The sequence below is a fragment of the Leclercia sp. GHBNCSD genome, assembly GCF_055805075.1.
Genome location: NZ_JBQVYO010000001.1, coordinates 223,721 through 237,642 on the forward strand (window position 1 = coordinate 223,721; position 13,922 = coordinate 237,642).

10 protein-coding genes and 2 tRNA genes are annotated in these 13,922 nt (G+C 53.2%); 5 read left to right on the plus strand and 7 right to left on the minus strand.

The genetic code is table 11. From position 1 onward, the window contains the following. Nucleotides 1-20 precede the first annotated feature (20 nt). Nucleotides 21-581: a fimbrial protein gene (locus ACT3IC_RS01250; RefSeq protein ID WP_263951016.1), complete on the minus strand. Its 561-nt coding sequence runs from the start codon at nt 579-581 to the stop codon at nt 21-23. A gap of 856 nt (nt 582-1,437) precedes the next feature. On the opposite strand from ACT3IC_RS01250, the gene ACT3IC_RS01255 reads away from it, so the two are divergent. The 4 genes from ACT3IC_RS01255 to ACT3IC_RS01270 all read left to right on the plus strand — a co-directional run bounded on the left by ACT3IC_RS01255 (nt 1,438) and on the right by ACT3IC_RS01270 (nt 6,451). Then, complete coding sequence (locus ACT3IC_RS01255; RefSeq protein WP_473475879.1) at nt 1,438-2,544, plus strand: NADH:flavin oxidoreductase/NADH oxidase; 1,107 nt, start codon at nt 1,438-1,440, stop codon at nt 2,542-2,544. 232 nt (nt 2,545-2,776) lie between these two features. Continuing rightward, nucleotides 2,777-4,135: an MFS transporter gene (locus ACT3IC_RS01260; RefSeq protein ID WP_180210583.1), complete on the plus strand. Its 1,359-nt coding sequence runs from the start codon at nt 2,777-2,779 to the stop codon at nt 4,133-4,135. 25 nt (nt 4,136-4,160) lie between these two features. Next, on the plus strand, nt 4,161-5,516 hold the full coding sequence (locus ACT3IC_RS01265) for an NAD(P)H-dependent oxidoreductase (RefSeq protein ID WP_159339187.1): 1,356 nt from the start codon (nt 4,161-4,163) through the stop codon (nt 5,514-5,516). Nucleotides 5,517-5,566: 50 nt separating this feature from the next. Further along, on the plus strand, nt 5,567-6,451 hold the full coding sequence (locus ACT3IC_RS01270) for an NAD(P)-dependent oxidoreductase (protein ID WP_159339188.1): 885 nt from the start codon (nt 5,567-5,569) through the stop codon (nt 6,449-6,451). On the opposite strand, the gene ACT3IC_RS01275 is transcribed toward ACT3IC_RS01270, so the two are convergent. Continuing rightward, nucleotides 6,444-7,448 carry a LacI family DNA-binding transcriptional regulator gene (locus tag ACT3IC_RS01275; RefSeq protein ID WP_156654235.1) on the minus strand — a complete coding sequence of 335 codons (1,005 nt, stop codon included), beginning with the start codon at nt 7,446-7,448 and terminating at the stop codon, nt 6,444-6,446. The two genes, ACT3IC_RS01270 and ACT3IC_RS01275, sit on opposite strands and share 8 nt — an antisense overlap. A gap of 219 nt (nt 7,449-7,667) precedes the next feature. Further along, nucleotides 7,668-7,755: transfer RNA gene (locus ACT3IC_RS01280), tRNA-Ser, on the minus strand. A gap of 208 nt (nt 7,756-7,963) precedes the next feature. Between ACT3IC_RS01280 and ACT3IC_RS01285 the strand changes: the two genes are divergently transcribed. Beyond that, nucleotides 7,964-8,821, plus strand: a complete 858-nt coding sequence (locus ACT3IC_RS01285; RefSeq protein ID WP_159339189.1) for an alpha/beta hydrolase family protein — start codon at nt 7,964-7,966, stop codon at nt 8,819-8,821. A gap of 63 nt (nt 8,822-8,884) precedes the next feature. On the opposite strand, the gene ACT3IC_RS01290 is transcribed toward ACT3IC_RS01285, so the two are convergent. The 4 genes from ACT3IC_RS01290 to ACT3IC_RS01305 form a co-directional block, all read right to left on the minus strand. Then, entirely contained in the window at nt 8,885-10,981 is a 2,097-nt protein-coding gene (locus ACT3IC_RS01290; RefSeq protein WP_473475885.1) for a pyrroloquinoline quinone-dependent dehydrogenase, read from the minus strand. A 12-nt stretch (nt 10,982-10,993) separates the two neighbouring features. Continuing rightward, entirely contained in the window at nt 10,994-11,359 is a 366-nt protein-coding gene (locus tag ACT3IC_RS01295) for a hypothetical protein (RefSeq protein ID WP_103823334.1), read from the minus strand. A 232-nt stretch (nt 11,360-11,591) separates the two neighbouring features. Next, the gene (locus tag ACT3IC_RS01300; RefSeq protein ID WP_103178972.1) at nt 11,592-13,589 is read right to left on the minus strand and encodes a BCCT family transporter; all 1,998 of its coding nucleotides are present in this window, start codon (nt 13,587-13,589) and stop codon (nt 11,592-11,594) included. Between the two features lie 228 nt (nt 13,590-13,817). Next, nucleotides 13,818-13,905 (minus strand) — tRNA-Ser (locus ACT3IC_RS01305). Nucleotides 13,906-13,922 lie beyond the last annotated feature (17 nt).

Here is a 13,922-nt window from a genome sequence, read left to right on the forward strand (position 1 = left end):
AGGGCCTGCTCATGCGGGGATCAGTTATAAACCATCAGGAAGTTTGCAACGCCATTAGCCGCACCCGGGGTGACGGTCTTCTCCGTGGAGACGTAGTCGGCAAAAAAGGGCACCGTGGCTTTACCGGAGGCTACCGGAACGCTCGCTGAAACCGTCCCCAGGACAACCTGAGAGCTGGAAGCGCCGTTGTTATACAATTTAATACCCACACCTTTCGCTCCACCGGCCACCGCCAGCAGGGTGGCATCAAGGGCATCTTTTTGACCATCGAACAGCACGGCAACCGTCGTCACCGACGCCGGACAGTTATCTACCTCAATTTTGAAAGGAGTTTTAGTCGTTTCGGTGCCTGCTGCGGTGAAATAGCTTGCGCCCCATTTCCCCAGGTCAACCTGCACGTCTTTGCTTTTGGTGGTGATATTGCAGGAGGCATCGACGATTTCACCGCTGAACTCCACGATCCCGCCGGTGTTTTGCGTACCCGCGGCAGCACCCGGATTCGTGGTCATATTATTAGAAAATGCGGCACCAGAGGCCAGCGCGCCCGCCAGAATTGCAGCTACGCGAATTTGATCTTTCATTATTACGCTCAACTTTACTTGTTATTCATGATGACGTGGACCGATGCCCTTCGGTCATGATATTCATCCCTTATGCGTTTCCCTTTAAACAGAATGCCGCTACTGGTTAACCAGAATGCATTACTCTCCTGATTAATCGCCCTTTATAAAATAATAAAATGCGTTTAATACGCCTACGCACAGAAAATAATATTTCCCGTCACCCTAAAAAACAACCGGGGATCTGCTGCGCAAACTAGCCGTCCCGGCAATGTTGACATGTCAACATTGATATCATTGATTAATATTGATATTTTTGTATTTTATTGCACTATCATGGTGAGAAGTGGCTACATAAAAATAACATTCAGCCCTATAAATTGGCTACCTTTGCAATTATACCCAAGAGGAAAACTAGCAGTGAAATTAATATTAAGATAAATCTTATAACGAACCAATAAACAAAAATCGAATATTAATGTTTACATTAAAATACCTATGCAGAAAACTGAGGTGTTATTTCAAATGCTCTGGACAGGTTTTGAAATAAAGCCCGCACCATGTTTTACTGCCATTATCTGGAGCAACGATAAAGCCGCCCATGTCACGGTGCGCATCGCGCCCCCCGCCACATACTCACGGCACACCCCACCCGCAGGAACAGCAAAAAAGTGAAAGTGATTGTCGATTTTCTGATGGCGCATCTTTCAGCAACGTCGCAAAGTGAATAGCGTAATCATTAAAGCGTTGCGTCTGACGCAGCGGACTTTTGCATAAACGGCAGGTTCAGTTATCGTTATCTCTGCGTTATGTTGATGAATATAAGGGTAAAAATCGCCCTCCCCTGTTTCTAACGCTACAATCTGGAGTGACATGTATGTCTCAACCCAAGCTGTTTACACCGTTACGTATCCGCAATCTTGAACTCGACAATCGCATTGTGATCGCCCCCATGTGTCAGTATTCTGCCGAAGAGGGCTGCATGAATGACTGGCATACCCTTCATCTGGGGCAACTGGCACTTTCCGGTGCGGGTCTGCTTACCATTGAGGCGGCAGCCGTCTCCCCGGAAGGCCGCATTACCTACGCTGACGTCGGGCTCTACGATGACAAAACCGAGGAAGCGATGGGCCGGGTGCTGGATACCCTGCGTAAGTGGTCTGATATTCCTGTTGGCATCCAGCTGGCCCACGCGGGCAGAAAAGCGTCAACGCACAAGCCGTGGGATCATCGGGGGCAGCAAATCCCACCCGACCAGCAAGGGGGCTGGCAGACGTTAGCCCCTTCTGCAGTGCCTTACAACGAGGGCTATGTCCCGCCAACCGCTCTCGACAGCGAGGGCTTAGCCGGAATCCGCGACCAGTTCGCTGAGGCCGCAAAACGTGCTGCCAGACTGAATATCGATCTGATCCAGATCCACGCCGCCCACGGCTATCTGCTCCATCAGTTTTTATCGCCGCTCTCTAATCAGCGCACGGATAATTACGGCGGTTCGCTGGAAAACAGAGCCCGGTTCCCACTGGAAATTGTCGACGCGGTGCGGGAAGCCTTCCCGGCGGAGAGAGCTATCAGCGTGCGTATCTCCGGGACGGACTGGGTGGAAGGCGGATTTAACCTTGAAGAAGCGGTCGAGTTCTCCAGAATGCTGGAAGCGCGTGGCGTTGACGTGATCCATGTCTCCAGCGGCGGTCTGCATCCGGATCAGAAGATTGAGGTCTATCCGGGCTATCAGGTGCCGCTGGCAAGGGCGGTGAAAGCTGCGGTAAATATTCCGGTGGTGGCGGTGGGATTAATTACCGAGCCCGAGCATGCGGAATCCATCGTAGCCAGCGGGGATGCTGATTTTATTGCCATCGCCCGCGGCGCACTCTATAACCCGCGCTGGCCATGGCATGCGGCAGCGGCGCTGGGCGCCCAGGTCCATGCGCCGGAACAGTATCTGCGTTGCCAGCCGCACACCCTGAAGAACCTGTTTAAGTCCTGATGTTTCGGATACCCGTGGCATCACGGGTATCCTTCCCCGTCTGAAAGCATGATCATTTACAACTCGTTAACCTAGTCACAATTTATTAACTTTCTCCGCGCATCTCTTGACTGTTTCTGTATCAGTCGTAAAACTCTTGAAAAAGTAAAACGTTTTACTTTTTCATAAAACTGTCGCGGTATTCATGTATTTTCCTTGATTTTCAGTGGGTTAAACGCTACTGGGATACATCATGAAACACGTAGAAGAGTTCGATAGTACGCTGGCCGGTGTGGGTGTTACGCCTGAGCCAGGCCAAACAGAAATTTCATCGCTGGCAAGGGGGGCGATAAAAAAAGCCAAATTTCGGCTGATGCCCCTGATACTGCTGATGTATCTGCTTGCGTTTATAGATCGCTCAAATATCGGCATGGCCGCGTTAACCATGAATCAATCCCTGGGGTTAACGCCTGAACATTTTGGCTTTGCTGTGGGGATATTCTCCTTCGGTTATATTCTGTTTGAAATTCCCAGCAATGTGCTGCTGGAACGATACGGTGCACGCTTCTGGTTAGCCCGAATCATGATCACATGGGGCATTATTTCCATGGCGATGGCGTTTGCACAAGGCGTGGTGACGCTTAGTATCCTGCGCTTTTTACTGGGCGTGGCCGAGGCGGGACTGGCGCCAGGTATTGTTTTCTATCTCACAACCTGGTTTCCCAAAAAGGAGCTGGCTAAAGTCTTCTCCATTTACTATTTAGGTGTTCCGCTGGCTGCTATTATCGCCAATCCGATCTCGGGTTATATTCTCGATAATTTCCATAATGTTGGGGGGCTGGAGAGTTGGCAGTGGCTATTTTTAATTGAAGGCTGCCCGCCTGTCATCTTATCCGTTGTGGTTTTTCTTTATCTTACCGATAAACCGTCCAAAGCGTCCTGGCTTAAACCCGAAGAGCGTCAGGCTTATCAGGACCTGATGGAAAAAGACCAACAGGCGACCTTGTCCGCCGGACACTCCGGTTTCAGGGAAATGATCAAAGACCGACGAGTCTGGCTGCTGGGGATGGCCTATTTCTTTACCGTCATTGGTCTCACAGGCCTCGGTTTCTGGATGCCGCAGTTTATCAAGCGCTTCGATTACTCTGATACTGTTGTCGGCATGCTGGGTACGATTCCCTATATCGCAGGCGCGGTGGTGATGTGTTGGTGGTCGAATCACTCTGATAAAACCAATGAGCGAACCTGGCATTTTATTCTTCCATCGCTGCTCTTTTCTGTCGGATTTGTGGTCGCCGCTATCAGCGACTCACCCGTGATATCCATGGTGGGGTTAACGCTTTCGACGGTGGGTATGCTGTCATGCGTGCCGACGTTTTATACCCTTCCAGCATCCTTTCTTACCAGCCGAGGCTGTGCCGGTGGCATGGCACTGATTAACTCAATTGGCAATATTGGTGGGTTCTTCGGGCCCTTCCTGGTTGGCCTCGTTATCTCGATTTCCGGTAAATCACAGAGCGGTCTCTATCTGTTAGCTGTCCTGGTTTTGTTCTCGCCGTTGCTGATTTATCTCATGAGCAGAAATCGCCGCCAGATTGCTGGCTGGCGTTAATCCATCCCCCTTAAAGGAGTAGAAAATGAACTTAGCAGCATTGTTAGCTGAGCGTGCCTGTGCCGCAAAATCGGGTTCAGCACAGCCTGTTCGTGTGGGCATTATCGGCGCCGGCAAATTTGGTTCGATGGTACTTGCCCAACTGCGACACCTGGAAGGGCTGCATGTGGTGGCCGTTGCAGACCTGGATGTCCCGAAAGCCCGTGCTGCCCTGGCGCGTGTGGGATGGCCAGAATCGCAGTATCAGGCGCATAACATCGAAGCAGCTTTACGCGAAGGCACAACCTGCGTCGTTGAGGATGCAGAACAGCTGATCCGGTGTGAGCAAATCCATTGCATAGTTGAAGCGACGGGACATCCTCTGGCCGGCACTCGTCACGCTCTCCATGCGGTCGAAAATGGAAAACACGTGGTGATGGTAAATGTGGAAGCCGACGTGTTGTGCGGGCCTTTGATAGCGGAACGTGCGCGCCAGAACGGGGTGATTTACAGCATGGCTTATGGTGATCAACCGGCGATCATTTGTGAACTGGTTGACTGGGCTAAAGCCTGTGGCTTTGAAATCGTTGCCGCAGGTAAAGGGATGAATTACGAACCGCGATACCGCTACTCCACACCGGATACCGTCTGGGGATTCTTTGGCTGGTCTGACGAAGAAGTTGCTGCCGGGGACTTTAACCCAAAAATGTACAACTCGTTTACCGATGGTACTAAAGCGGCCATTGAGATGGCGGCTGTCGCCAACGCAACCGGATTAGACTGTCCCGATAACGGACTGGAATTTCCCCCTGCCGGGGTGCATGACCTGGCGCGGGTCTTCTCTCCGGCATCTGATGGCGGGCGCCTGGGTCGCAGTGGGCTTGTGGATATCGCAGCCAGTCAGGAGCCTGACGGACGTGAGGTGCTTAACAATATCCGCTACGGCGTTTTCGTGACATTTAAAGCCCGGGATGAATACAGCCGGGCCTGTTTCAAACAGTACGGATTACTGACCGACCCAAGCGGCTGGTACGCGTCGATGTGGCGCCCTTTCCATCTGATTGGTCTGGAAACCAGCATCAGTATTCTCTCCGCGGTATTACGAGGAGAAGCTACCGGGACAGCATTAAGTTTCCGGGGCGATGCGGTTGCAACGGCAAAACGCGATCTCAAAGCGGGTGAGATGCTGGATGGTGAAGGCGGGTTTACTGTCTGGGCCAATGCCTTGCCAGCCAGCATCAGTGTGGCACAAGATTTTTTGCCAATGGGGCTGGCCCATCATGTCCGACTGGTGAAGGATGTCGCAAAAGATAAGGCGATTCGTTTCTCCGATGTTCATTTTGACAACAATCTGGATATCGTCGAATTGCGCAAGCAAATGGTCAATCTTGCGGGATTATAAACAGGGTGATACCCGCAACGGCTACTGTTGCGGGTATATCAGGAGGACAAATGAAAAGCGAAATGCGTATTGGCTTGTTGGGTACGGGGTTGATGGGACAACCAGTGGCGCGTCGACTTGTCGCTGCCGGATATTCGGTCACGGTGTGGAACAGGTCGCAAGAAAAAGCGCTGCAACTGGCAAGCGCTGGCGTAAAGATCGAACAATCTGCTTCGCTGTTACTGGCTGACAGTGAGCTCATCATCTGTTTGTTAAGTGATGCAACAGCGTGCGATGAGGTGATATTCAATCACGACTCACTTCAGTACATTGGTCCAGATACAATCATCCTCATGATGAGTACCCTGTCGCCGGACATTGTGGTTGAACAAGCGCGTAAGGCCCATAGTGTTCAGGCCCACTATGTCGATCTCCCTGTTTCCGGCGGAACAACAGGCGCAGAGAAAGGTTCATTATCCTTAATGGCGGGAGGAAACAGGCAGCTCATTGATAGCCTTCGTCCTTTGCTATCACACCTGGGGAAAGTCACGCATGTCGGAGAAGTTGGAGCCGGTCAGCTCACCAAACTTGCAAACCAGATTATTGTCGCCGGAACCTTAAGTTTATTGTCAGAAGCTTTTACTCTCGCGCAACGCGGCGGTGCCGATCCAGAAAAAGTGCGCGAAGCCCTACTAGGCGGGTTTGCAGATTCCACATTGTTGCAACACCAGGGCGAACGCATGGTTAAAGGGGACTTTAAAGCTCGGGGCGCTGCAAAGTGGCAGCTTAAAGACACGCGCAGTGCTGTAGCACTGGCGAAGCAGCTTAATTTGACCCTACCGTTAACAGAAACAGTGAATCAACTCTTCAGCCAGATGATTGATGCCGGAGAGGGTGACCTGGATCATTGCGCCATTATTAAGCAAATTCAGCGTTTAAATAATGTGGCTATTTAATCCTGGAAACACTTTCTCTTTTAACTAATATGCTATCCAGTTCGCAGGGTTTTTGCTGTTCACTGGATAAACTCAACAGTGCTTTACTGGCCAGTTCTTCAAGGGGATGTTTTATAACGCTAATGGACGGGCTCAGTAGACGACTCCAGTGACTGTCATGATAAACGATGACGGAAAGGTCATCGGGCACAGCCAATTTTAGCTCGCGGATCCGCGACATGATGACCGGTGCGATTGACGTATTGCCAATAATGATTGCTGTCGGTGGATCTGCAAGCGACAGCAATTCATCAAGCGACTGGCTGGCGAGTGGATCGCGAAAATTCTTCACTGCGATAAGCTGTTTATTACATTCAATTCCCTGCGCCTGCAGACCTTTCTTGTAACCTTCCAGTCTTTGCAAAGAAGTGGATGTATTGAGGGGCCCACTTATCCACCCAATACGCCGATGGCCTTGCTCGACCAGATAAGAGGTCGCCTGGCGAGCAGAGGTTTCATTGTTAAACCCAATAACACTGGCGCCTGTAAAATCCTCCAGATAGCGATCGATAAACACGATCGCTATCCCCATGTTACTGATCGATTGCCACATATCCTTATTAGCGCTTGTCGGCGTTGCGATGATGGCTTTGACCCGCTTTTGCATCAACATTTCCAGGCTTTCCCGCTCAAGCAAGGGATCTTCCTGCGTCGTGACCAGGATGACGTTCATCCCCATTTCGCGAGCGCGCCGTACAATGAGATCCGAAATTTCAGAGAAAAAGTCGTTACTGATGTCGGCCACAACCAAGCCGATGGTATTGTTCAGGTTTGTCTTGAGTTCACGCGCGGCGCTCTGCGGGGTGTAACTTAGGGTTTGCATGGCAGCGATAATCCGCTGCCGGGTACGTTCGGAAACTGAACCGGTTCCGGGATTCAATACACGGGAGACAACACCGATTGATACTTCGGCTAAAGCAGCGACATCTTTGATGGTGCTTTTCTTTTTATCATTCAATGTAGCACTTCGCCTCACGTCCGCAGAGTAGATAATTTTATGTTAGATCAATCATGTTTCGATGAAAATGATGTTAGTGGCAAAATCACGTATCGATAAAATTTATGACAGCGCTTACCTTCAACCAGGGAAATAAGTTGCGCAGAAGACGTCAACTTTTGCTGAAAAAGCACAAAAGCAAAAAACCCTGCGATATTGCTATCGCAGGGTTTTTAAATTTGGCGGAAGCGTAGAGATTCGAACTCTAGAACCCTTTCGGGTCGCCGGTTTTCAAGACCGGTGCCTTCAACCGCTCGGCCACGCTTCCAGAGTGAGGCGCACTATAAACATCTCTGGAGGTTATGTAAAGCAAAAAATTCAGGAAATTGAATGTGTTCGCCTTTTGTACAACCCCGCGCGCATCATCTTCTGCTGACAACCGTCAAATTCCAGACAAGAAAAAATCGCCAGACTCATCAGAAGCGGCTATTGTCTTTAATTCATAACTGGTATGACCACTCAACCAAGGTTTACCTATGCATTCAATGATGATACCGCTAAATGAAGGCGACTCTCTCGCTGCCACGCTTTGGGAGAGAGAAGATGCCCGCGCGCTGGTTATCCTTCACCCCGCGACAGCGGTTGTGCAGGAATTTTATCAGCGTTTTGCTGAGTATCTTTACGAGTATGGATTCAGCGTCCTGACCTATGACTTTCGGGGTACAGGTCGTTCAACGTCGGGGATGCTCCGCAGCTGCAATGTCTCCATGTCAGACTGGATCGAACAGGATGTGGGCTGCATCACGGCCTGGGCCAGGTCACGTTTCCCCGATCTTAGCCTGCTGGCTGTTGGGCACAGCGTGGGTGGGCACGCCGTTCTGCTGTCGACGGCTACCCGGCATCTTCAGGCTGCGGTCATTGTGGCATCCCACGCCGGGGTGACCCGCTCCATAAAACAGACGGCGGAAAAAGTGCGCGTCTGGTGCTTGCTGCGCGTTCTCGGTCCGCTCCTCTGCCGTATATTTGGCTATATGCCGGCAAAACGCCTCGGGCTGGGAGAAGATTTACCGGCGCCTGTCATGCGGCAGTGGGGGCGCTGGAGCGCCATGCCGGGTTACTTCTACGACGATCCTGACTGGGATGCGCGTCGAAGAGCGGCTGAGGTCAGGCTCCCTCTGATGGTTATGGGGTTTGATGACGATCCGTGGGCTAATCCTGAGGCCATTACGCGCCTGATAGAACCGGTCAAAAACGCAAAAATCGACCGCCGGGAGATCCGTCATGCGGATTTTGGCCTGCCCGGCGTGGGACATATGGGGTTTTTCCGCACGCGCTGTGCGGAAAAATTATGGCCCATTGTCGGACAATGGCTGGCGAGTCAGTGCCCGGATTGAGCGAGCAGTGAATATAAAAAGGGGCCCGCAGGCCCCATTATGATGACATTGCGCGTCGAGGAATTATTCAGGCAGGGCGTAAACGACAACCTGGTCGCCTACCTGATCCTTCAGGATCGTATTCCCGCCCGCGACAAACGCCACATACTGACGCCCTTTGTACTCATAGACCGACGGGTTCGCCACAGCCGGGGCTTCAACCTGATCGGACCATAGCTCTTCACCGCTTTCCACGGAATAAGCGCGTACTTTGGCGTCCATAGAGGCACCGATGAAGATCACGCCACCCGCGGTGATAGCCGGTCCGCCGATGGTTGGGGAGCCCCAGCTTTCCGGCATAAAGAAGCCGTACTGCTGCGAGGCGCCAACCGGACGACGCCACTTCACGTCACCCGTATGCATATCCAGCGCGACGATTTCACCAAACGGCGGTTTCCAGCACGGCATGCCCAGCCAGTTATTGGCGACCAGCAGACGCATGCCGTAAGGCGCGCCTTCCTGCGGTGCAAAGCCGCTCTCGTTACCGGCGGTTTTATCGGCTTTATCGTAATCTTCGCGGCTGTAGAGCTTCACGTACTGCACGATATGCGAGGTGTTGACGATAGCGATCTGCTTATTCGGATCGAACGCCACCCCGCCCCACTGCACGCCACCGGCGCTGTCCGGATAGGTCAGCGCCCCCTCGCCTTTGGCGGTAGGCGGTGTGTACATCCCCTCATAGGTCAGGTTATCCCACAGGCGGGAACATTGACCGGCACCCACCATATCGGCCAGCTTCCAGATCTCCGGCTTTTTCGACTGATCGAGCAGCGGCGTAGGTTTGGTCGGGAACGGCTGGGTTGGCGAAAGTTTTTCCCCTTGCACTGAACCGTCGCCCTGCGGCACCGGACGCTCCTCGATAGGCCAGACGTCCTCCCCCGTCAGGCGGTTAACCACAAACAGGAAGCCCTGCTTGGTGGCCTGAACCAGAGCCGGGATCTGCTTGCCGTCTACGGTGATATCCATCAGCGTTGGCGCGGAGTTGATATCGTAATCCCACACGTCGTGATGCACCCACTGGCGGGACCAGACCACTTTACCGGTATTGATATCCAGCGCGGTTGTCGAGGTGCCAAGCGGGATCGCATCTACACGGTTACCGCCCCAGTAGTTAGGCGACGGAGAGGAGACCGGCAGATAAACCAGGCCGTTGGCCTCGTCGGCAGACATGTGCGTCCAGACGTTGGCCGTCCCGGTGCGCTGGCGAATCTCTTCCGGGATCGCCTCGAAGGACCATTCCCGCTCGCCGGTCTGGGCATTGATAGAAAATACGGTGCCCGGAGGTGCTTCGGCATAAGCCCAGTCTTTGCCGGCCCAGCCCACCAGCAGGTGGTTACCCACCACCGTTGGCGGTTGCAGGATGGAGAGCGGGAATTTGGCGTTAACGGTGTTCCACTGATTCACATCCAGCACGCCGTTGTCTGCAAAACCGGTGCAGGGTTTGCCTGAATCGGCATCCAGCGCAAAGAGCTTGCCGTCCACGGTGCCCATATAGACGATCTTCTGACAGGCTTCACCGGCGACCGGCTCTTTGGCCTGCCAGTAGGAGACGCCGCGGTTTTTCAGCACCGGCTGGGTTAGCGCTTTACGCGAAGACTTCGTGTCGTAGTGCCACTTCTCTTTCCCGGTGCCTGGATCCAGCGCAATCAGGCGATCGAAAGGGGTACCGATATAGAGCGTCTCGTTAGCAAAAATGGGCGTTGCTGACCAGACGGTTGCAGGGGTGTCGCCTTTACCATCCGACACATCGCCGGTATGGAACTCCCAGATTTTGGTCAATTTACCGACGTTCTCCGCCGTGATCTGGGTCAACGGGCTGTATTTCTGCGCGTTAAGCTGTCCGTGGAAGCTGTCCCAGGTGGCGGCAGAGGGCACCAGCGGGGTCGCTGGTTGCTCAGCCGAAGCCACTTTTTGTCCCTCACTCTGCCCGGTAGAGGCTTCATCGGTGGTTTTGGTGGTTCCCGGCGCCTGCTGATCCGCTGCATCCACGTTGAGCTCTTCTTGCGTTCCCTGAGAGGCCTCAGTGGCTTTCTCCTGCGCCTGCACAGAGAGTGGCGCGATCAGCAGCGCCAGCGCCGTCATGCTGACTTTCATAAAGGGGTAGTGTTTATCGTTATACACGGGTGGGACTCCTCAGGCTCTGACGCGGGTATTGTGGTGAACGGGCTTGCTGCTCAGCATAATCAGACCAATCAGGCCGACCACCATCGCTGCAGTAATGATGTACTGGTGCAGCAGCGCGGCGGCGAACCCAATACCAATGAGTACCACGAGGGTGACGATAATCAGAAAGATACGCGCCCCACGACCAGATGCGGCACGTAACATCAAGGTCAGTACCGCCAGTACCGCGCTGGCAATGGCGACGCCCAGCGCACCGATGGTATCGGTAACGCCGGTAAGAGGCGTCAGCCAGGCGTATAACGCCACCGCGACGCCAATGACCGCAGCCAGCAGCAGCAATATCGTGCCAGCGCGGGAGGATTGAGAATGTAACATACCAGGAACTCCCCCTATCAAAACAAAATTAACCAATAATTCAGGCTCGTGGATTTATGCGGCTGCGACTTGCATGGGCAATAGCGAAAAACTCAGGCAGTAAGAAAAACAGCGGCATAGATCACTAAACGTAACTGAGTATAGAAGAAGGATTTTAAAGGGGGCGTGCAAACACGGCATAGCCGCGTAGTTGGGCATAAAAAATGCCGCCTGAGGAGGCGGCATAATGATGTTAACGAACCAGATGCAGGAAGTGCAGATGCTTTTCGTACTGGTCGAGAATATCGTTGATCAGCTGCTCCTGGTTCCAGCTCATCACGTCGTAATTCTGTCCCCCTTCTTTGAGGTAGACTTCCGCACGATAGTATCGGTGTTGCTCCGCCTGCTGTTCGTCGTTGTCTATCGCCGACAGGGCAAAGGTCGGAGAGTTATAGCCCCGCAGCCTCACCTCATAGAGGAAGTTCAGTTCGTTGCCTAAGTCCACCTCAAGACGAATACGATCGTCGGAGGCATCGCTGATTCGGCTCACCGTGCCCTGCTTGCTCAACTCCTCCTGCACGAGGATCATCGCCGGTTTGATGACTTCGTCCATAAAGCGTTTCACCAGCGATCGTTTTGGCAGATAGGCAATGTTGCGTAAACGACGCTGCCACGGAATAGGATTGCGGGCCGCGGTCGGCGCAATCGTCGCCATGCTCAGGCTCTCGCGTTTGGTTAAATCCCGACGCAGCGCTTTGAGCAGCCCGTAGATGGAAATCAGCAGGATGATGGAAAACGGTAACGCGCTGGCGATGGTGACGGTTTGCAGCGCGCTTAACCCACCCGCGAGCAGCAGCGCAATCGCCACCACGCCCATCAGCGCGGCCCAGAAAATGCGCTGCCAGACGGGAGTATTGGCCTCGCCGCCGGATGCCAGCGTATCCACCACCATCGCCCCGGAGTCGGCCGAGGTGACAAAGAAGACGATGACCATCGCCATGGCGATAAACGACAGCACAGACGAGAACGGGAAGTGCTCAAGGAAGTTGAAGAGCGCCAGCGCAACGTCCTGCTGCACCGTATTCGCCAGATCCGTTGCCCCCTCGCGCATGATGAGATTGATCGCGCTGTTGCCGAAGACGGTCATCCACATCAGCGTGAAGCCCGCGGGAACAAAGAGCACCCCGGTGACGAATTCACGGATGGTTCTGCCGCGGGAGACGCGGGCGATAAACATCCCGACAAACGGTGACCAGGAGAGCCACCAGCCCCAGTAGAGCAGCGTCCAGCCACCCAGCCAGTTGCTGGATTTTGGCTCGTAGGCGTAAAGATTGAACGTCTTACTCACCAGCTCGGAGAGATAGCCGCCGGTGTTTTCCACGAAGGATTTCAGCAGCAGCACGGTTGGCCCCAGGCACAGTACCAGCGCCAGCAGCAGTAACGCCAGCCCCAGGTTAAGCTCGGACAGGATACGAATGCCTTTATCCAGCCCGGAGACCACGGAAATTGTCGCGAGCCCGGTGATGACCACGATCAGGATAACCTGCACCGTTTCGTTGATGGGCACCCCGAAGAGATGATTGAGCCCGGCGTTCACCTGCAGCACGCCATAACCCAGCGAGGTCGCCACCCCAAAAACGGTACCGATAACGGCAAAAATATCAACGGCATGGCCTATCGGACCATGAATTTTGTCGCCAATAATGGGATAAAGCGCCGAGCGCAACGTCAGAGGCAGGCCGTGCCGGTAGCTGAAAAAGGCCAGGATTAGCGCCACAATGGCGTAGATAGCCCATGCATGAAGTCCCCAGTGGAAGAAGGTCAGCCGCATCGCCTCTTTCGCGGCGGTGACGGTCTCGGGCGTACCTACCGGTGGAGAGAGATAGTGCATAACCGGCTCGGCCACGCCGAAGAACATCAGGCCGATCCCCATACCCGCTGAAAAGAGCATGGCAAACCAGGAGTGATAGCTGAAATCGGGCTGGGCATGATCGGGGCCAAGTTTGATATCGCCGTAACGCGACAACCCCAGGAACGTTACGCTGAGTAAGATCAGCGCAACCGCCAGGATGTAGAACCAGCTGGCGTTGGTGAATATTTGCTGCTGTAGCAGTTTAAAATTTTTGTCAGCTACGTCAGGAAAAATCGCTGCAAAAGCAACGAGAAGGAAAATTAACAAAGCAGATGTATAGAATACCGCTTTGTTAATCTTGCTTTCAGACTTCTGGGGGATGGTGTTATTTTCACTCATATTTTATCTATTCCATTAATCCGGATGTGAGGAATCACCTCTTTGAGGTTAGCAAATTTACGCTGCTTATGCAGGTGCTGATGACATTGTCATCGGATTATCTCCTTGTGATTACTGGGTTTAATTTATTGAGATCGGGTCTTTAGTTGGCTGACATAATGTCATCGGACAGGTAAAACGACAAAAGAAAAAGCCCCGCGATATTGCTATCGCAGGGCTTATCTAATCTGGCGGAAGCGCAGAGATTCGAACTCTGGAACCCTTTCGGGTCGCCGGTTTTCAAGACCGGTGCCTTCAACCGCTCGGCCACACTTCCAGAATGAGGCGAACTAT

Excerpts from the sequence above, each read along its gene's own strand:
- ACT3IC_RS01300 (WP_103178972.1), bottom strand. The coding sequence starts at position 13,589 with ATGAGTGAAAATAACACCATCCCCCAGAAGTCTGAAAGCAAGATTAAC.
- ACT3IC_RS01265 (WP_159339187.1), top strand. The coding sequence starts at position 4,161 with ATGAACTTAGCAGCATTGTTAGCTGAGCGTGCCTGTGCCGCAAAATCG.
- ACT3IC_RS01270 (WP_159339188.1), top strand. The coding sequence starts at position 5,567 with ATGAAAAGCGAAATGCGTATTGGCTTGTTGGGTACGGGGTTGATGGGA.
- ACT3IC_RS01255 (WP_473475879.1), top strand. The coding sequence starts at position 1,438 with ATGTCTCAACCCAAGCTGTTTACACCGTTACGTATCCGCAATCTTGAA.
- ACT3IC_RS01285 (WP_159339189.1), top strand. The coding sequence starts at position 7,964 with ATGCATTCAATGATGATACCGCTAAATGAAGGCGACTCTCTCGCTGCC.
- ACT3IC_RS01295 (WP_103823334.1), bottom strand. The coding sequence starts at position 11,359 with ATGTTACATTCTCAATCCTCCCGCGCTGGCACGATATTGCTGCTGCTG.
- ACT3IC_RS01250 (WP_263951016.1), bottom strand. The coding sequence starts at position 581 with ATGAAAGATCAAATTCGCGTAGCTGCAATTCTGGCGGGCGCGCTGGCC.
- ACT3IC_RS01260 (WP_180210583.1), top strand. The coding sequence starts at position 2,777 with ATGAAACACGTAGAAGAGTTCGATAGTACGCTGGCCGGTGTGGGTGTT.